The following is a 17,586-nucleotide window of genomic DNA, read 5'->3' on the forward strand; positions in this document are numbered from 1 at the left end:
GTAGACACGCAAGCGGTGGCCGCAGAGTTTCTGGCGTCAGACCGCGCCGGAGCGAGCACGATCAAAAACTCCCACGCACTCGACGTGATGGGTATAGGGAAATAAATCGAAACCATCGAGTTGCGTAATGTGATATCCGGCCTCGAGAAGCACCTGAGCATCGCGTGCCAGGGCGGCGGGATCACACGCGATAAGAACGATGCGCTCAGCGCCGGCCCGGGCAAGCGCGCGAGTCGTCTCCCGCCCCGCGCCCGTGCGCGGAGGATCCATGACGACGAGTCCCGGCCTGCGCGCAATGATCTCGTCTTCGACAAAGCGCCGATCTACGCGAGCCTGGCGGACCTCAACGTTGCCCTGATCGGCAGTGTTGGCGCGCGCCTGCGCGCAGGCACCCCCGGCACCCTCGACGGCAAAGACGGCGGCGCTTTCGCGCGCGAGGACGCGGGTGAATAGTCCCGACCCGCAATAGAGCTCGGCAACGCTGGCGTCGCCCCGGCCAGCGACCGCGCGGGCAACAGCCTCGTGCAGGACGCCTGCACCCTCGCGATGAGCTTGCCAAAAATCGTCGGCACGGACCTCATAGGTATCCTCACCCGCTGTCACTGACAGGATCGGGTCGGCGACGACCTCACCGGCTGCATCGTGCCACGTGCGATCGATCCGGATGTACCCGCCCCAGGCGCGAATGCGCTGGCCGGGCTTCCACCGCGACCGCCACGGCGAGTCACCACCGAGCAGGCCGAGCTCGGCGATATCGGGGCTCGCCAGCGGCATATCGGTAAGCGCGACGACACGCTGGCTTCCCGGCACGTGCATGCCGGCGAGTCCCCTCTCATCCACGGTGAATTCGACGCGGGTGCGCCACCCGAGGCCGTCGCGCTCGGCATCGCCCGGTGCCGCGTGGACCATAACCGGACCCGCCTCGTCGGCAAGTTCGCGCGACCCCAATCGCTCCAGTGCATCAGCAATCACCGCTGCCTTCCAGCGGCGCCCGCCCGCCAGGCTGACGTGGCCGAGATCGGCCCCGCCCACGCCGCTACGCTCGGCCTGCGGCCACACGTGATCGCGCCGATCGGGTGACGCTTCATCGATGGCGCACGCTCGCGCCCAGACGACCCGGCCTTTGCGTCGGATCACCTGAGCGCTCAGCCGCTCACCGGCGATGGCGCCCGCGACGAAGACCGTCGCCCCGTCGATGAAAGCCAGCCCGTAGCCACCGTGGACCGGCTTGAGAATGCGTAGGTTGTCGAGAACCTCACTCATCGACCGTGTTCCCATCGCGGGTCAACCGGTTCACGCGCGCCCAGCGGGCGCAGCGGACGCGAGGGCAGCTCCCCGCCACTCCACAACGGATCGCGATCCTCGGGCGCGACCGTCGCCGCGCTCGGCAGCCCGCGGTGGAGCTTATAGGGCACGAGGACCACGACGACGCCGGGAACGCGCTGAAGCTCGCGGCGCAATTTCGCTGCCGAATGATTGTGCAACAGGTGTTCAAACGAGTGATGCAGCAGGAAGTAGGGGATGTAGACAACGGTGATGTCGCGCGGAGAGCGGTTGTGCAGAGAACGCACGTGAGTGACGACGGGACCCGTGATGTCGCGGAAGGGCGAATCAAGAACGGTGAGCGCGACGTCCGTCCCCGACTCCTCCCACTGCGTAAGCAGGCGTTGGGCATCCCCCGGTTCGATCTCGACCGTGACGAGCTGGAGAGCCGAGGGATTCGTCGCCCTCGCATACGCGATGGCGCGCATTGCCGGACGATCGAGCTTCGAGACGAGGACGAGAGCGCGCACCCGCGACGGCAACACGTGTTCGGTGTCCCAGTCCTCGACAACCATCTGCTGCGACGTCACGGCATAGTGGCGGTGGATGCCGAGCATGAGGACGAAGACGATGGCCATGAGCAGCAGGGTCAGCCACGCTCCGTGCGTGAACTTCGTGATCGTCACGACGATGAGGACGAGGCCGGTGCACACCAGCCCGATGGAGTTGATGAGACGCGAGCGGCGAATTCGACGCCGTTTCGCGGCATCGACACACACGCGCAGCTCTCGATTCCAGTGGCGGATCATGCCCAGCTGCGACGTCGTGAACGAGATAAAGACGCCGACGATGTACATCTGGATGAGTCGGGTCACCTCGGCGTCGAAGACGACGATGAGGACGCCGGCAGCAGCGGCGAGAACGACGATGCCGTTGGAATAGGACAGTCGATCCCCGCGGTTGTACAGCTGGATTGGCAGGAACCGGTCGCGCGAGAGGACGCTGGCCAGCTGCGGGAAGCCGTTGAAGGCGGTGTTCGCCGCGAGGACGAGGATGAGTCCGGTCACCACCGTCACGAGGAAGAACAGCGGCTTCGCGTCGGCAAAAATCGTTGCCGCCAACTGACCGATGACGGGATCGGTCGTCACCCCGTCGACGACCCGCCCTGCTTCGCGCAGCTGGTGTGAACCGGGTTCGACGATTTTGACCCCCGTCGCGCGGGCGAGATGAAGGATGGAAAACAGCATGAGCGCCGAAATGGTGCCCAGCAGCGCGAGCGTCGTCGCCGCGTTGCGCGACTTCGGTTTCGTCAACGCCGGGACACCGTTCGAGATCGCCTCAACGCCGGTCAGCGCCGCACACCCGGAAGAAAAAGCCCGCAGCACGAGGAAGAAGCCGGCGATGCCGATCAGCCCGGTCTCGTAGCCCGGGGCCGCGGCCAGCTCGTAGTGGGCGCTCGGCGCGCGTCCGAGCGTCCCCATTGCCTGCTGAACCAGTCCGGTGACCGCCATGAGGCCGACGGCACCCATATAGATGTAGGTGGGGATGGCGAACGCCGTGCCCGATTCACGCATGCCTCGCAGATTCAACAGGGCGAGGATGGTGATGACACACAGCGATATAACGACCTCGTACCCGGCCAACATCGGCAGCGCGGTCGACAGATACCGCGCCCCCGAGGACACCGAGACCGCCACGGTGAGGATGTAATCCATGAGCAGTGCCGAAGCGACCCCAAGCCCGGCCTTGGCGCCGAGGTTATGTTTGGCCACTTCGTAGTCGCCGCCACCCGAGGGGTAGGCGTGAACCGTTTGGCGATACGACAACACGACGACGGTGAGGATGCCCAGCACGCCCACGCCGACCCACAGGGAGATGCCCGATGCGGCCACCCCGGCGAGCCCCAGCGTGAGGATCACCTCGTCGGGGGCATAGGCCACCGAGGATAGTGCGTCGGAGGCGAAAACGGGGAGGGCGATGCGCTTGGGCAAGAGCGTGCGTCCCATCGCCCGAGTCGGCATGGGGCGGCCCAATAACACGCGTTTGAGGCCGGGAACGATTGACGTCACAACCTCATCATGCCACTCACGCCAAGTGCGACCGCAGCCGGTGAGGTAGCGTGACAGTATGCATTTTGTCGTCATGGGTTCGGGCCGCGTGGGTTCCACGGTGGCGGCCGCCCTCGATGAGCGCGGCCATTCCGTCGCCGTCATCGACATCAATTCCGCCGCATTTCGCAAGCTTCCCGAGGATTTCTCGGGACAGAGGATCAAGGGCATCGGCTTCGATAGGGCCGTGCTGCGCAAAGCGGGGATCGAGGACGCCTACGGGTTCGCCGCCGTCTCCAGCGGTGACAATACGAACATCGTTGCCGCGCGCGTTGCCCGCGAGACGTTTGGCGTTCGCCACGTCGTCGCCCGCATCCTCGATCCGCGCCGCGCCGAGGTCTACGAGCGCCTCGGCGTGCGCACCATCGGCGCGGCAACGTGGACGAGCGCCCAGATCATCGATCAGATCTTGCCCGATCAGGCGCGCACGCTCCATACGGACCCCGATTCGGGAATCTCCATCATCAAGATCCGCCCGCACGCCGGCTGGGTCGGAGTGAGTTTTGCCTCGCTCACCGAGCGCCTGGAGATCTCAATTGCCTACATCGTTCGTGCGGGGCATCCCGTCCTCGATGTCCACGGCGGCGTTGTCCAGTCCGACGACACCGTCTACGTCGCCTGTGAGCGCTCGCGCGTCGCCGACGTGCGCTACGCCCTCGGTCGGGCCCCGGGTCAGGAGGACTAGGTCATGTACATCATCATCGTTGGAGCCGGCTCTGTCGGTCGCTCAATCGCTCGCGAACTGTTGTCCTACGGCCACGAGGTCGCTCTCATCGATCAGGCGGCCCAGAAGTTGCAGGTGGCCAAGCTTGCCGACGCCGACTGGCTGCTGGCCGATGCCTGTGACCCGCAGACGCTGCACCAGGCCGAGGCCCGCCGTGCCGACGTCGTTGTCGCCGCCACCGGTGACGACAAGGTCAACCTCGTCGTGTCGCTGCTGTCGAAGACGGAGTTTGCCGTGCCACGCACCGTCGCGCGCGTGAATAATCCGACGAACGAGTGGATGTTCGACGACACGTGGGGCGTCGATATTCCCGTCTCGACCCCGCGCATCATGACGTCGCTGGTCGAGGAGGTCGTCGCCGAGGGCACGCCGGTGCACCTGTTCCGCTTCCACGGCTCGGGGACATCGCTGTATTCGGTTACCGTTCCCGACGGCTCGCCCGCCACGGGTCGACGCCTATCCGACCTGCAGCTGCCCGTCCAGACGGCTCTCGTCGCCATTTTGCGCGACACCCACCCGTTCACGCCCGGCATCGACTCGACGATCGAGATCGGCGACGAACTGCTGCTGCTCATCCCCACCCAGGCCGACGCCGCGCTCACGGCGCTGCGTGAGATCTTCGATACCCCGGCGCCCGAGCCCGAGGATCTGGCCCAGGAGGACTAGTCGCGGCTGTTGCCCGCCTCCGGGTCAGCCGGTTCGGAGGCGGGAGCGGCCGGAATGTGCCCGGCCAGCAGTGCCCACGTCAGGTAGGCCGCAAGCGCAAATAACGGCAGGCCCATGGCGAGCTTCGCCGCCCCGAGCGCCGTGCCCATGTTGGCGAGATAAAGCGGGCCCTGCACAGCCAGGCGCAACGCAAAGAGGCCGACCCAAATGATGCTCGCCCATCGTGAGCGGCGAACGAAGTCGCGATGCTCGCTGCGCCAGTTCGGCCCCAGGCCGCGACCGATCGCGATCGCCCACCCGACGATGTTTCGCCGAGCCAGGATGCTCGCGGCGATGAGGACGCCGTAGACGATGTCGATGATGAGCCCGAAGGCAAAGAAGTTGGCGGATGTCCCGCTCTGCCACGCCCACACCGCGCGCCGATGACGACGCCGGCGAGTCCCCCGCCCAGCGGGCGCAGCGACTGGCGCTGAACGAGGCGAATGACCATGGCGACGACGACGCAGGCCAGCGCCGCGACGACGGCGATGTCGAGGCGCGGGCTGAGCAGCGTCGCCACGATAAAGACGACCATCGGCGCGCTCGACTCGAACACTCCTCGCCAACCGCCGACGGCGTCGGCAAACGAGAACGCGTCGGCCTCGGCGCTAGCCCACGGCGAGGGCGTCGATGTCATGGCGTGATGACCTCGTAGGCGGGGTTGTAGATGCACGTCACGCCGCCGCGCTCGGCGACGACGCCCGACGCGATGACGTTGAGGCCCGGGCGGATGCCCTCGACGCGCGATTGGCCCAACCAGATGAGATCGATCGTTCCCGTCCCGTCCCACAGGGTCGCCTTAAAGGACCCTCCGGCGCCAGGTGCCGGGTAGGTCAGTGCCCGCAGCACTCCGCACACGCGCACCCGGCTTCGCAGCTGCACGTCTCTGACGGGCACGGCATCGCGCGCCGCGCTCAAGCGCTGCTGCTCCCCGGCGTCGGCCTCCATGCGGTTGGCCGAGCGGCGAAAGCGTTCTCGAATTCCCACGCCGCTCAGCCTTCGGTACCGTCAGCGACGTTTTGGGGCGGGGACAGGGCGATCGTGTCGCCGGGAGCGAGGAATTCCTCGCCGCGGCGAACGACGCAACCGCGAACGACGTCGCTCAGGCACTCCCGCGCCGCCTCGTCAGTGGCGGCCGCCCCGCGGTAGATCACGCGCATGAGCCATCCGCGTCCCTGGTAGGCCTCGGCCAACATCGGCATGGCTCCCTGCTCGCTCTGGGGCTCGGCCGTCATGCGGGTGATGTCGGCGTCTAAGACGATCTCGTGCGGAATGTCTTGGGCCGCCAACGCCTCGGCGAATTCCTCGACCATCCCGGCCCACAGCCCGCCCGACCGTTTCGTGGCGACGAGCGAAATCTGCATCTGCGAGGCCGCGACGACGATTTCGAGGGCACCTATGCGCTGCTGGTCGGCGGGATCGGGGACGGGGACGAGCTGCATTCCCGAGATCGCCGGCAGTTGCAGGGCTCCCAGGTCGAGTCGAGGCCGCTCCTCAATATCGCGATCTGCCGCATCCCAGGGGCCCTGCCCGGTGGGAAGGGCCCCGGCGAGCGCCACCGCGCGATCGCGGCGGGTCTCGGCGGCCCCACCGGGGTCAGCTGTCGTGACGGGATGGGACGCGCTCCGCCTAAACCAGGCCACGGGTTCTCACCTTCTCCTAGTCAGCGCAGTCCGCACACACGGGCTGGCCGTCGTCGGTGTCCGCCAACTGCGAGCGATGGTGGACGAGGAAGCAGATCGAGCACGTGAACTCGTCGTCTTGGCGGGGAACGACCTGAACCGACAGCTCCTCGTTCGACAGGTCGGCACCGGGCAGCTCAAACTCCTCGGCAGCTGCATTTTCCTCATCGCCATCGACCTCGGGCGAGCCGGATGCTTCGGCGCGGCGCGCCTGCAGCTCCTCGAGGGAATCGGACTCGACGTCGTCGTCCTTCTTGCGCGGTGCGTCGTAATCGGTGGCCATCGTGTCCGCCTTTCTGCGCCTCATGTCCCGTGCGTGCCTAGCCGGCTCCGCAAACACTGTGCGCGGGGATAGTAGCACTTTGCCGAGGCGTGCGCCACGTTCGCCCGGTTAATCGGCTGAGGCGATAGAGTGGCCAGATACAACCAGTCTCGGCATCCAGTGCTGGCCGGGCCGCAGGAGGGATACGACGGTATGAAAGACGTGCACGTGCTCGGTGTTCACCCGGACGGTAACCAGCTGATCCTGTCCGATGCCGACGGGGCGCGTTATTCCCTGCAGATCACCGATGCGCTGCGCGATGCCTGCAAGGTCACGCCTCCTCTGCGTCCCGTCTCCACCCGCTCCGAGGGCGAGGACCCCAGCCCTCGCGAGATTCAAGAACTTATCCGCGCCGGCGCCTCGGCCGAGCAGATCTCGCACGAATTTGGCACGGCAATCGAAAAGATCCGCCGCTACGAGGGTCCCATTCTGGCTGAGCGCGCCTACGCGGCCCGCCGTGCCCAGGCCCTGCCGATCGGTGTGGAGGCCGATTCGCCTACGCTTGGCGACCTCGTCGTCGACCGCCTGGCCGCGCGCGGGGTCTCGCCCCACTCCCTGTCGTGGGACGCCCAGCGTTCGGGACACTCCAAGCAGTGGGAGATCCTCGTGCGCTTTGTCCAAAACGCCGAGGAGCACGAGGCCCATTGGTCGGCCGACTTCGAGGCCCGCCACGTCTCGGCTATCGACGAAGAAGCGGCGTGGCTGACCGAGCGCAGCGCGCCCGCCGGTCGAGATCGCGGCTACCTGGCATCGCGCCCCAGCCCCGAAATCGGTGCCAGCGAGCAGACAGCCGATCTCGTCGAATCTCTCAACGCCCAACGCGGCATTCGCCAAGAAATCGACATGAGCGAATTCGCCGATGACGATACCGAGGCCGAGTCGTCGCCCTCCCCCGTACTCGCGCTGACGCCCACGACGATTCCCGCGCCGGCAAGCCCCACCGCCGCGGAGGACCAAGACGACGAGCCCGCCCCGACGACGGGGCCGCTTCCCGGGTTGGAATCGCTGGAGGCCGAGGAACCGGCGACGTCCGAGACGCCGGCGTCCCATCCCCCACGGCGCTCGCGTCAGCGCCGCTCGGTGCCGTCGTGGGAAGAGATCATGTTCGGTTCCCAGCCCCGCTAGCTCAGCTCGACTAGCAGGGGCACCTCGATTTCCTCGGGGGTCAGCGAACCGTGAATTCCCTTCATGGCCCTCGCCGATGCCGTGTGCACGCGCGAATCCACGACGCTCGCACGCTCGCGTGACCACACCCAGAAGTCACCGATGAGGTCCGCTCGCGCGATCGGCCCGACATAGGGCGCCAGGTCGCACGCACGCACGATGTCCGCGTGCTCCCCCAACTCGATGCGCCATCGCTCGGCGATCTCCTCGCTATCGCCGCCACGCACGTGAACGTGCAGCGCTCGCGGCTCGCCCCCCAGCATGACGTCGTCGCGAGCGAGCGGAGAATCGGCCAGGTCGTAGATCGCGTGCGAATCGGGATTAATCATCCCGTGATCGGAGGTGACGACGAGGAGCGTTTCTGCCGGCAGGCGCGCGGCGAGTGTCGCGAGGGCGCGGTCGATCTCGTCGAGTTGAGCGAGCCAGTCGGGGCTGTCCCATCCCGCGTGATGTCCAACGTGATCGAGATGCTCGACGTAGAGGTACGTGAGAGCGGCCTCGCGACAGGCCAACGCCGCGAGGTGGACGCGTTCGTCAAGACTGCGGGCATAACGCAGCTCCAGGCCACCGAGCGCCTGCAAGGTCAACCCCGACCCGGCGAATTTGGGCGGAACGACGCCGATGCTGCGCACGCCGAGCTCTGCTGCCGTTGCAAAGGCACTCGGCTGCGGATTCCAGCCCTCGACGGGCAACACCCGCTGCGTCCCGCGCGCGCGGAAGGTGATGAGGCTAAAGGGTCCTGCCGTGGGATCGACGACCTCGTAGCCGAGCATGTTCGTCTCTCCGGGCCACGCCCCCGTCGTCAGCGTCGTGATGGCCGCCGCCGTCGTCGCCGGCGCACACGTGGGGATGGGACGCGCGCTCTCCCACGCCGAACGCACGAACGCGCGCGCATGGGCGAGCCGCTGGCCGACCTGGTGCCAGCCCATGCCATCGATGACGACGAGGACGCACCGGCGTGCCCGGGGCAGCTCGATCCCGGCAACGGGGCTGCCGTGTCCCAGCGCGCTGAGGATCGCCGCCATCACGTCGTGGGTTCCCGCCCGCTCACGTCGGCCGTCGCCATCGATGCGCAAATCGGCGGGAAGCAACGCGGGCGAAGTCATGGCGTCCATTGTCGCACGCAACACCCCTACGCGGGCGAGTCAGTTAGGTGCGGCGATGCCCGATGCAGACAATAGAGGCCATGACCGATCTGTCCCCCGCGAGCGAACACATTGTCGACATTGACGTCTCGGACGAGATGCGCACGTCGTTTCTCGAGTACGCCTACTCCGTCATCTACGCGCGTGCCCTCCCGGATGCGCGCGACGGATTGAAACCCGTTCAGCGGCGGATCACCTATCAGATGTCTGTCATGGGCCTGCGTCCCGATCGCTCGCATGTGAAGTCCTCGCGCGTCGTCGGCGACGTCATGGCCAAGCTGCACCCACATGGGGACACGGCGATCTACGACGCGCTCGTTCGCCTGGCTCAACCCTTCGCGCTGCGCTTGCCCCTCGTTGACGGTCATGGCAACTTCGGCTCGCTCGACGACGGCCCGGCGGCCCCCCGCTACACCGAGGCGCGCATGGCCGAGGCCGCCCTCGATATGGTGGCGAATCTCGACGAGGACGTCGTCGACTTCGTTCCCAACTACGACAATCAGACGACCCAGCCCGAGGTGTTGCCCGCGGGATTTCCCAATCTGTTGGTCAACGGGGCCTCGGGCATTGCCGTGGGCATGGCGACGAATATCCCCCCGCATAACCTCGTCGAGGTCGTCAACGCCGCGACGCATCTGCTTGACCGTCCCGAGGCCAGCGTTCAGGATCTCATGGCCTATCTGCCCGGCCCGGATCTGCCCGGCGGCGGCATCATCGTCGATCGCACCGGCATCCGCGAGGCCTACGAGACCGGTCGCGGAATTTTCCGCACCCGTGCCAAGGCGAGCATCGAACGGGTGAGTCCGCGCAAACGCGGCATCGTCATCACAGAACTGCCCTACATGGTGGGCCCCGAGCGCGTCATCGAGAAGGTCAAGGAGGCGGTGACGAAGGGACGCATCAAAGGCATCTCGGCGCTGACGAACCTGACGGACCGCACGAACGACCTACGCCTGGTCATCGAGGTGAAAAACGGTTTCAACCCCGAAGCCGTGCTCGCTCAGCTCTACAAATACACTCCTCTGGAGGATTCCTTCGGGATCAACGCCGTCGCCCTCGTCGATGGCCAGCCCCAGCAGATGTCGCTGAAACAGATGCTCGAGGTCTTTCTTGCCCACCGGCTCTCGATCGTGCTGCGTCGCTCCCACTATCGCCTGGCCAGGGCGCGCGAGCGCCTCCACCTCGTTGAGGGGCTTCTCGTCGCCGTGCTCGACATCGATCGGGCGATCGCCCTCATCCGCCATTCCGACGACGTCGCGCAGGCGCGCGCCGGCCTCATGGAGGCGTTCGGGCTAGACGAGATCCAGGCCGATCACATCCTCGCCCTGCGGCTGCGCCGCCTCACCCGGTTCTCGACGATCGAGCTACAAGCCGAGCGCGACGAACTGGCTGAGACCATCGAGCAGCTGCGTAGGCTCGTCACCGACGACGAGGCCCGCCGCGCGATCGTCCGCGACGAACTGGGTGACGTGGCCGCCCGCCTCGGTACCCCGCGGCGCACTCTGCTCCTCGATGGTGCCCAGGCCCGCGACATTGCCGCGGTCTCCGAGGTTCCCCTCGAGATCGCCGACGATCCCTGCGTGCTCGTGTTGTCGAGCACGGGTTCGCTCGTCCGAGTTCCCGGCGACGAGCCGGTCTCGCGCGACGGCGCCCGCCAGGTCGACGACGGCGTGCGCGCCTGCCTGGCGACGACGGCGCGTGCCGAGGTCGGCATCGTCACCTCTGACGGCACGCTCACGCGCTTCAGCGTCGTCGACGCGCCCCAGGTGCCACGCACCCAAACCGCGCCGTCACTGCGCGCGGGGGTCGATGCCCACCGGCTCGCGGCACTGCCGCCACGCAGCGAGGTCGTCACGATTGTCCCGCTCGATGCCGAGAGTACCCCCGCATGGCTCATGACTGAGCGCGGCACGGTCAAGCGCGTGCGCCCGGAGTATCCGGCGAATAAGGACGCGTGGGAAATCATCGGCCTCGATCCCGGCGACCGGGTCGTCGCGGGAGGCACGTGCACCGATGACGCCGAGCTGTTCATCGTCACCTCGGGTGCCCAGCTGCTGCGCACCCCCGCCGCCAAGATCCGTCCCCAGGGGCGCTCGGCGCAGGGCATGGCGGGGATCAAGTGCGGCGAGGACGCGCGCGTCATCACCGCCGCGGCGATCGAACCCGGGGACCTCCCCGAGGCATTCGTCGCGACGGTGGCGGCCGATGGCACGGCGCTGCCGGGAACCGGGCAAACGTCAGCGAAGGTCACCCCCGCGGCTGCCTATCCGTCAAAGGGGCGGGGCGGCCAGGGCGTGCGCGTGCAGCGGTTCTTGCGGGGCGAGGACGTGCTGGCGCTGGCGTGGGTTGGCGTCGGTGCCCCGCGTGCCCTCGCCGACGACGGTCAACCGGTCGAACTCCCGCCTGTTGACGATCGCCGCGACGGCTCGGGAGCCGCGATCTCGGCCCCCATCGCCACCATCGGTTAGGCCGGCTCGACGTCGAGAATGTACTCGTGCGACACCGAGGCCACATCGAAGCCGAGGTCACGCAGCAGCTGACGGGCAGCGGCTTCGGTGTCCGCGGACGAAATCGCCACGGTGTCGAGGCCCAGCGCGGTGAAGCTGCGCACTGCCTCGGTGATCATCGCCCGCACGATGCCCTGCCCCTGATGCTCGCCGTCAAGGCCGTACATGTCGATGTAGCCTTGGCGCTGCCCGAGCGCGTCCCAGTCCTGGGAATAGATCGAGGCGATGAGAAAACCGACGACGGGGCTGCGATCGCTCGAGCGATCTAGCGCGACGACGGATGCCTCGGGCAGGAAAGCCGACATCGTCTCCAACCACTGATCGGCGCTCAGCGGCGTCGCCCCCAGAGTCTCCCCCATCTGATTGAGCGCGCGACGCACCTTGTCCGAGAGCTCGTCGCGCCACATCGTGACGTCGATCGTCGAGGGAACGGTGTAGTCCTCGAGCGGGAGGGACAGCGGTCGCGTCCACTCTTCGTAGGTGTGGGAGCGCGTGTAGCCCAACCGTGACACGTGCGCTTCGAAGCGGGTATTTTCGCCCTCGACGTGGGTGACGATGCGCCCACCACCCCCGGGACTCTCCCGCAGAATCCGGGTGGCAGTTGCCGTCTGCCACTGCGAGGAGGCCTCACCGAGGCCGCGGTCGCGCCAGTGCGGGGCAACTCCCCCCTGACACGTGATGACTCCGGCGTCCATCGAGCGCGGCTGCACGTGGGCGTAGGCGATGAGCTCGCCCGCGGCAACCCACCCGCTGCACCGCGAACCAGAATGCGGGCGAAACCACCGGTCGATCTCGTCGGGCGAGGTCCGATAGGGCGGATTGTCGTGGGTCTCGATGGCCTCGACGAGGACGGCGAGTCTGCGGGTATCGGCGCCATCAAGGTCAACGCGCTGCACACCGTCAGGCAGCTGACTCATACGCGTTCCCCTCGCCGACACACCGTCATATTACAGGTCGACGGTGTAGACCATGCGCACGCCGATCTTGGTGAATCCCACGGCCTCGAGCGCGACATCGCGCCCGTCGACACCGCGCAACACCGTCTCGATCGAGACGCCTTCAAAGTTCTCGGCATCGGCTCCGCGCAGCGTTCGTGCGATGGCGCCTGCCCACTGGTCGTCGCTCGTCGGTCCGGACGCCTCGATCGCGGCGTCCGCATCGACACCAGCTATCCAGCTGGTGGAGTGCCGGCACACGAGGGCGAAGGCGCTAATGCGCCCGTTGGCGTCGGCGCACACCGAGGACAGCTCCGCATCCACCGAGTCGATGACGCGGCGCCACCACCGCTCGGCCTGAACGCGTGAGGCCCCCTGACCGGCCGCCTTGGCATCGTGGAGGCGACGCACGTCGACGAGATCCCCATCGAGGTCCAGCGCCCGCACCCGATATCCGTCGGGAAGGACGGGGGCGGGGGGAAGCGGGCGCAACGAGTGACGGTAGACCCCGAGAAAAGATGTCGGCGCGTAGCCTGCGGCCACGTAAAGCTGGCGGCGGTCACGCTGATGGGACTCGACGACATTCGAGATTCGCGCCGGCAGCGTCGATTCGGGTCCCCACGACTCGACGAGAAGCTGGCGCGCGCGAGCATCCTGCCACGTCAACAGGGCCCGCCCGATACCGCGCCCGCGCCACTTGGGCATGGTCGCGGCAAACAGCTCGGCGCGAGCGACCTCGCGGTCTTCGCGGTAGAGGCGCACCAGCCCAAAGGCCTGAATATCCCCATCGGAATCAACGCCGACGATTGCGCTCGCGTGGTGTCCTTGGCACGCCTCGTCGAGGAAGCCACGCAGCTGCCTCGACGGTGTGCGGCGCACGACGGCGTTGTCCTTCTCGGTAATCCGCGTCAGGTTGTCGATGGCGTCGATGTCGCGAGCGGCAACATCCCTCCAGGTCAAGCCGAGGTGACGACCGGGAAGCGGGGCTGAGGGCGGGGGCGCGAGGCGCTCGACAAGGCTGACGGCCATAGGTCCCATCATACGTGGCGCCGCGCAGCCTCCGGGTTTCGCGCCACTGTGCAGGCGCTAGGCGTCGATCTGTTCGCGCGTGAGCTCCGCGGCACCCGAGACGATGAAGCTGCGCCGCGGGGCGACCTGCTGCCCCATGAGCAGCTCGAAGACCTCCTCGGCCTGGGCGACGATTGCCTCGTCGGCCAGGGTGATGCGCCGCAGGGTGCGCTTGGCCGGATCCATCGTCGTCTCGGCCAGCTGGTCCGCGTCCATCTCCCCCAGGCCCTTGTAACGCTGGACGGGGTCCTTCCACGTACGCCCGGCCCGGCGGAGCTCGGCCAGCTTGGCGTGGAGTTGATCTTCGGAATACGTGTAGACGTATTCGCGCGGCTTGCGTCCCTTGGCCATGACCTCGATACGGTGTAGCGGCGGCACGGCCGCATAGACGCGTCCGGCCTCGATGAGGGGGCGCATGTAGCGGAAGAACAGCGTCAGCAGCAGGGTGCGAATGTGGGCCCCGTCAACGTCGGCATCCGTCATCATGATGACCTTGCCGTAACGAGCAGCGTCGACGTCGAAACTGCGTCCCGAACCCGCACCGACGACCTGGATGATCGCCGCGCATTCGGCGTTGGAGAGCATGTCGGAGGTGGAGGCCTTCTGGACGTTGAGGATCTTGCCGCGAATGGGCAACAACGCCTGGAATTCGGCCGAGCGCGCCTGCTTCGCCGTCCCCAGGGCCGAATCGCCCTCGACGATAAACAGCTCGGAGCCGTCGACGTCGTTCGAGCGACAATCGGCGAGCTTTGCCGGCAGCGAGGAGGTCTCGAGGGCAGTCTTGCGCCGCGAAATCTCCTTGTGCATACGCGCGGACACGCGGGCACGCATCTCGCCGACGACCTTCTCGAGGAGGGCGAACGCCTGCTGCTTGTCGTCGCGCTTGGTCGAGGCCAACTGCGCCGCCAGGCCCTCGGTGACGACCGAATTGACGGCCTGGCGCACCTGCGGCGTTCCCAAGATCTCCTTGGTCTGCCCCTCGAACTGAGGTTCGGGCAGGCGCACGGTGATGACGGCGCTCAGGCCCGCCATGACGTCGTCCTTTTCGATCTTCGCCTCTTTCGCGCCGAGCTTGAGGCGCTTTGATTTGCGGTTCTTTGCGATCGCTTGACGGATGACCTTGACGACCGCCGCCTCGAACCCGGCGACGTGGGTGCCCCCCTTGGGCGTGGCGACGATATTGACGAAGGATCGCTCGAGCGTGTCGTAGCCGATCCCCCACCGCAGGGCAACGTCGACGACGCACGTGCGCTCCATCTCGCGGGTGTGGACGTGGCCGCTTTCTTCGTCGAGATGCTGGACGGTCTCGGTGTAGACCCGCTCGCCCGTGTAGCGCCATGTGTCGGTAATCGGCGCGTCGGTGCTCAGGTAGTCGACGTAGTCAACGACCCCACCGGTGTGAATGAGTTCCTCGCGAACGACGTCGTCGCCGCGGTGATCCTCAACGACGAGGCGCAGTCCGGGAACGAGGAAGGCCGTCTGGCGCAGCCGATCGAGCACGCCATCGAGGTCGAATCCCTCGCCCGCGGCGTCGGGAAAGATGTCGGGATCGGGCCAAAAGCGCACATACGTACCGCTGAGGCCCCGCTTGGCCTTGCCGACCTGGTGGAGCGCGTGTGCGGCGTCCTCGGGCGTGAAAGGCGAGCGCGGATCGGGATCACCGGCATCGGCATAGGTCCCGGCCTCGCCACGGCGAAACTGCAACCGGTGGCGCTTCGAGGAGCGAGTGACCTCGACGTCGAGGCGCTGCGAGAGCGCGTTGACGACCGAGGCGCCCACGCCGTGCAGGCCGCCGACCGAGGCGTAGGAGGATGAGCCGAATTTGCCACCGGCATGCAGCTTGGTGAAGACGACGGCCAGACCGCTCAGCCCCGTGCCCGGCACCTCGTCGACGGGGATCCCGCGGCCGTTGTCGCGCACGCTCGCCGACCCGTCGGCTTCCAGGCGCACCTCGATGCGATCACAGTGCCCCACGAGGGCCTCATCGACCGAGTTGTCGATGATCTCCCACAGGCAGTGCATGAGGCCGCCGCGATCGGTGGAACCGATATACATGCCTGGACGAATCCGCACGGCCTCGAGTCCCTCGAGAACCTGCAGATTCGATCCGTCGTAGCGCGTCGAAGATTCACCTGTCACGTCCACCCATGCTAGGCCACGGCGCCGACAGGCTCGTTTCGCGTGTCGCGGCGTTTGGCCCGTGGCGAACGTCGAGCGCGTCAGCTGGTAGTCGGGATGCGCGGTGGCGATCATGGAAACATGACACACACGAATGAGGTCTCTACACACGAGGCCGCCGAAGCGTTTACGACGGCTGACCGCTGCGACGTGTGCGGCGCTCAGGCCTGGGTGCGTGCCTTCCTCTCCACGGGCATCTTGCTGTTTTGCGCCCACCACGCCCGCGCCTACCCGGCCGCACTCGAACAGGCCGACCGAGTCGAAGACGGGCGCGACGGCATGTTTATCTAGCTCCTTACTGAGCTCGAGCACGAACGAGTGAACCCGCCAGCCTGTCGGTTGGCGGGTTCACTCGTAGCTTTCCGCTATCAGTCCAGGTAGTCGCGCAGCACTTGCGAGCGCGAGGGATGGCGCAGCTTGGACATCGTCTTCGACTCGATCTGGCGGATGCGCTCGCGCGTGACGCCGTAGACCTTGCCAATTTCGTCGAGCGTCTTGGCCTGACCGTCGCCCAAACCGAAGCGCATCGACACGACGCCGGCCTCGCGTTCCGACAGGGTGTCGAGAACGCGGCGCAGCTGTTCTTGCAGCAGGGTGAAGCTGACGGCGTCGGCGGGAACGACGGCCTCGGAGTCCTCGATGAGGTCGCCGAACTCGGAATCGCCATCTTCACCCAGCGGCGTGTGCAGCGAGATGGGCTCGCGTCCGTACTTTTGAACCTCGACGACCTTCTCCGGGGTCATGTCGAGTTCCTTTGCCAGCTCTTCGGGAGTGGGTTCGCGCCCGAGGTCTTGCAGCATCTGGCGCTGGACGCGCGCGAGCTTGTTGATGACCTCGACCATGTGGACGGGGATACGGATCGTGCGGGCCTGGTCGGCCATCGCGCGTGTGATCGCCTGGCGGATCCACCACGTCGCGTAGGTAGAGAACTTGTAGCCCTTCGTGTAGTCGAACTTCTCGACCGCGCGGATGAGGCCCAAGTTGCCTTCCTGGATGAGATCGAGGAAAAGCATCCCGCGTCCCGTGTATCGCTTGGCCAGTGAGACGACGAGGCGCAGGTTGGCCTCAAGCAGGTGGTTCTTCGCGTGTTGGCCGTCGACGGCCAGTTGGTTCAGGTCGCGACGTTCCTTCGACGACATTTCCTCGCCGTCGGTGTGGATCCGGTGCTCGGCGTAGAGTCCCGCCTCGATGCGGCGAGCGAGGTCGACCTCCTCGGCAGCGTTGAGCAGAGGCACTTTACCGATCTGCTTGAGGTAGTCCTTCACCGGGTCGGCGGTCGCGCCCGCCACGGTGACCTGCTGGGCCGGCTCGTCGGTCTCGTCCTTCTCGGACAGCGTGAAGGTTCCCGTCTTCTTGGCCTTCGCATCGGGCTGCGCCGCACGGCGCCGCTTGACAACCGCGCGCTTCTTCGGCTTGCGCGGGGCCTTCGGGGCTTCGTCGAGCTCCTGGAGATCCTTCGCCACCTCGATGTTCGCCTTGGCCTGCGCCTCCTGGGCCTTCGCCTCGGCCTCGGCCTGCTGGCGGGCACGCCGGCGCGTCGACGTCGAGGTTGCCTTGGCGGTCGACTTCTTCTTCGCCGTCGCTGCCTTCTTGGTTGTCTTCTTCGCGGCCGTCTTCTTGGTCGTCGTCTTCGCCGACGCGCCGAGGTCGCCTTCTTCTTCGTCGCTGCCGACTTCTTCTTGGTCGTCGAGGCCGTCTTCGTCTTCGGGGCAGCCGCTGCCTCGGTCTGCGATACCTGGTCGGTGCTACCCTGGCTGGCAGGTGCTTGAGGGGTCTTAGTCGCCA

The 17,586-nt window shown here is 66.9% G+C and carries 16 protein-coding genes and 1 pseudogene; 5 read left to right on the top strand and 12 right to left on the bottom strand.

The window, feature by feature from the left end; genetic code table 11:
* Window positions 1-36 precede the first annotated feature (36 nt).
* The gene (locus H8R18_RS04555) at window positions 37-1,263 is read right to left on the bottom strand and encodes a class I SAM-dependent RNA methyltransferase (RefSeq protein WP_191070921.1); all 1,227 of its coding nucleotides are present in this window, start codon (window positions 1,261-1,263) and stop codon (window positions 37-39) included.
* On the bottom strand, window positions 1,260-3,284 hold the full coding sequence (locus tag H8R18_RS04560) for an APC family permease (protein ID WP_191071938.1): 2,025 nt from the start codon (window positions 3,282-3,284) through the stop codon (window positions 1,260-1,262). The genes H8R18_RS04555 and H8R18_RS04560 overlap by 4 nt, the downstream gene beginning before the upstream one ends.
* A 106-nt stretch (window positions 3,285-3,390) precedes the next feature.
* On the opposite strand from H8R18_RS04560, the gene H8R18_RS04565 reads away from it, so the two are divergent.
* Both H8R18_RS04565 and H8R18_RS04570 read left to right on the top strand, forming a co-directional pair.
* Entirely contained in the window at window positions 3,391-4,056 is a 666-nt protein-coding gene (locus tag H8R18_RS04565) for a potassium channel family protein (RefSeq protein WP_191070922.1), read from the top strand.
* A 3-nt stretch (window positions 4,057-4,059) separates the two neighbouring features.
* Window positions 4,060-4,761, top strand: a complete 702-nt coding sequence (locus H8R18_RS04570) for a potassium channel family protein (protein WP_191070923.1) — start codon at window positions 4,060-4,062, stop codon at window positions 4,759-4,761.
* Here the strand turns inward: H8R18_RS04570 and H8R18_RS04575 are convergent.
* The 5 genes and pseudogenes from H8R18_RS04575 to H8R18_RS04595 form a co-directional block, all read right to left on the bottom strand.
* Window positions 4,758-5,174, bottom strand: coding sequence for a DUF3159 domain-containing protein (locus tag H8R18_RS04575; RefSeq protein ID WP_194189165.1), 417 nt, complete (start codon window positions 5,172-5,174; stop codon window positions 4,758-4,760). The genes H8R18_RS04570 and H8R18_RS04575 overlap by 4 nt on opposite strands.
* A gap of 62 nt (window positions 5,175-5,236) precedes the next feature.
* Window positions 5,237-5,437, bottom strand: a pseudogene (locus H8R18_RS09955) (hypothetical protein); the annotation flags it as partial.
* The gene (locus H8R18_RS04585; protein ID WP_191070925.1) at window positions 5,434-5,787 is read right to left on the bottom strand and encodes an OB-fold nucleic acid binding domain-containing protein; all 354 of its coding nucleotides are present in this window, start codon (window positions 5,785-5,787) and stop codon (window positions 5,434-5,436) included. The pseudogene H8R18_RS09955 and the gene H8R18_RS04585, both read right to left, overlap by 4 nt.
* A 5-nt stretch (window positions 5,788-5,792) precedes the next feature.
* Complete coding sequence (locus H8R18_RS04590) at window positions 5,793-6,443, bottom strand: DUF3710 domain-containing protein (RefSeq protein ID WP_191070926.1); 651 nt, start codon at window positions 6,441-6,443, stop codon at window positions 5,793-5,795.
* 16 nt (window positions 6,444-6,459) lie between these two features.
* Window positions 6,460-6,765, bottom strand: coding sequence for a DUF4193 domain-containing protein (locus H8R18_RS04595; RefSeq protein ID WP_191071939.1), 306 nt, complete (start codon window positions 6,763-6,765; stop codon window positions 6,460-6,462).
* A gap of 192 nt (window positions 6,766-6,957) precedes the next feature.
* Here H8R18_RS04595 and sepH point away from each other — a divergent pair, with 192 nt between their 5' ends.
* On the top strand, window positions 6,958-7,929 hold the full coding sequence (sepH, locus tag H8R18_RS04600; RefSeq protein WP_191070927.1) for a septation protein SepH: 972 nt from the start codon (window positions 6,958-6,960) through the stop codon (window positions 7,927-7,929).
* Here the strand turns inward: sepH and H8R18_RS04605 are convergent.
* Entirely contained in the window at window positions 7,926-9,074 is a 1,149-nt protein-coding gene (locus H8R18_RS04605) for an alkaline phosphatase family protein (RefSeq protein ID WP_191070928.1), read from the bottom strand. The genes sepH and H8R18_RS04605 overlap by 4 nt on opposite strands.
* A 62-nt stretch (window positions 9,075-9,136) precedes the next feature.
* On the opposite strand from H8R18_RS04605, the gene H8R18_RS04610 reads away from it, so the two are divergent.
* A complete protein-coding gene (locus H8R18_RS04610; RefSeq protein WP_191070929.1) occupies window positions 9,137-11,581 on the top strand; it encodes a DNA gyrase/topoisomerase IV subunit A in 2,445 nt (814 codons plus the stop codon).
* Here H8R18_RS04610 and H8R18_RS04615 read toward each other — a convergent pair.
* Genes H8R18_RS04615 through H8R18_RS04625 form a run of 3 tightly spaced genes read right to left on the bottom strand, consistent with a single transcriptional unit; the run spans window position 11,578 to window position 15,762 of the window.
* On the bottom strand, window positions 11,578-12,537 hold the full coding sequence (locus tag H8R18_RS04615; protein ID WP_191070930.1) for a GNAT family N-acetyltransferase: 960 nt from the start codon (window positions 12,535-12,537) through the stop codon (window positions 11,578-11,580). The two genes, H8R18_RS04610 and H8R18_RS04615, sit on opposite strands and share 4 nt — an antisense overlap.
* Window positions 12,538-12,567: 30 nt before the next feature.
* Window positions 12,568-13,584, bottom strand: coding sequence for a GNAT family N-acetyltransferase (locus H8R18_RS04620; RefSeq protein ID WP_191070931.1), 1,017 nt, complete (start codon window positions 13,582-13,584; stop codon window positions 12,568-12,570).
* A 57-nt stretch (window positions 13,585-13,641) separates the two neighbouring features.
* Complete coding sequence (locus H8R18_RS04625) at window positions 13,642-15,762, bottom strand: DNA gyrase/topoisomerase IV subunit B (RefSeq protein WP_227712752.1); 2,121 nt, start codon at window positions 15,760-15,762, stop codon at window positions 13,642-13,644.
* Between the two features lie 120 nt (window positions 15,763-15,882).
* Between H8R18_RS04625 and H8R18_RS04630 the strand changes: the two genes are divergently transcribed.
* Entirely contained in the window at window positions 15,883-16,092 is a 210-nt protein-coding gene (locus tag H8R18_RS04630; RefSeq protein ID WP_191070933.1) for a DUF7455 domain-containing protein, read from the top strand.
* Window positions 16,093-16,169: 77 nt separating this feature from the next.
* Here H8R18_RS04630 and H8R18_RS04635 read toward each other — a convergent pair whose 3' ends face one another.
* Window positions 16,170-17,534, bottom strand: a complete 1,365-nt coding sequence (locus H8R18_RS04635) for an RNA polymerase sigma factor (protein WP_420846902.1) — start codon at window positions 17,532-17,534, stop codon at window positions 16,170-16,172.
* Window positions 17,535-17,586: the final 52 nt, after the last annotated feature.

Source organism: Nanchangia anserum, assembly GCF_015240065.1.
GTDB lineage: Bacteria > Actinomycetota > Actinomycetes > Actinomycetales > Actinomycetaceae > Nanchangia > Nanchangia anserum.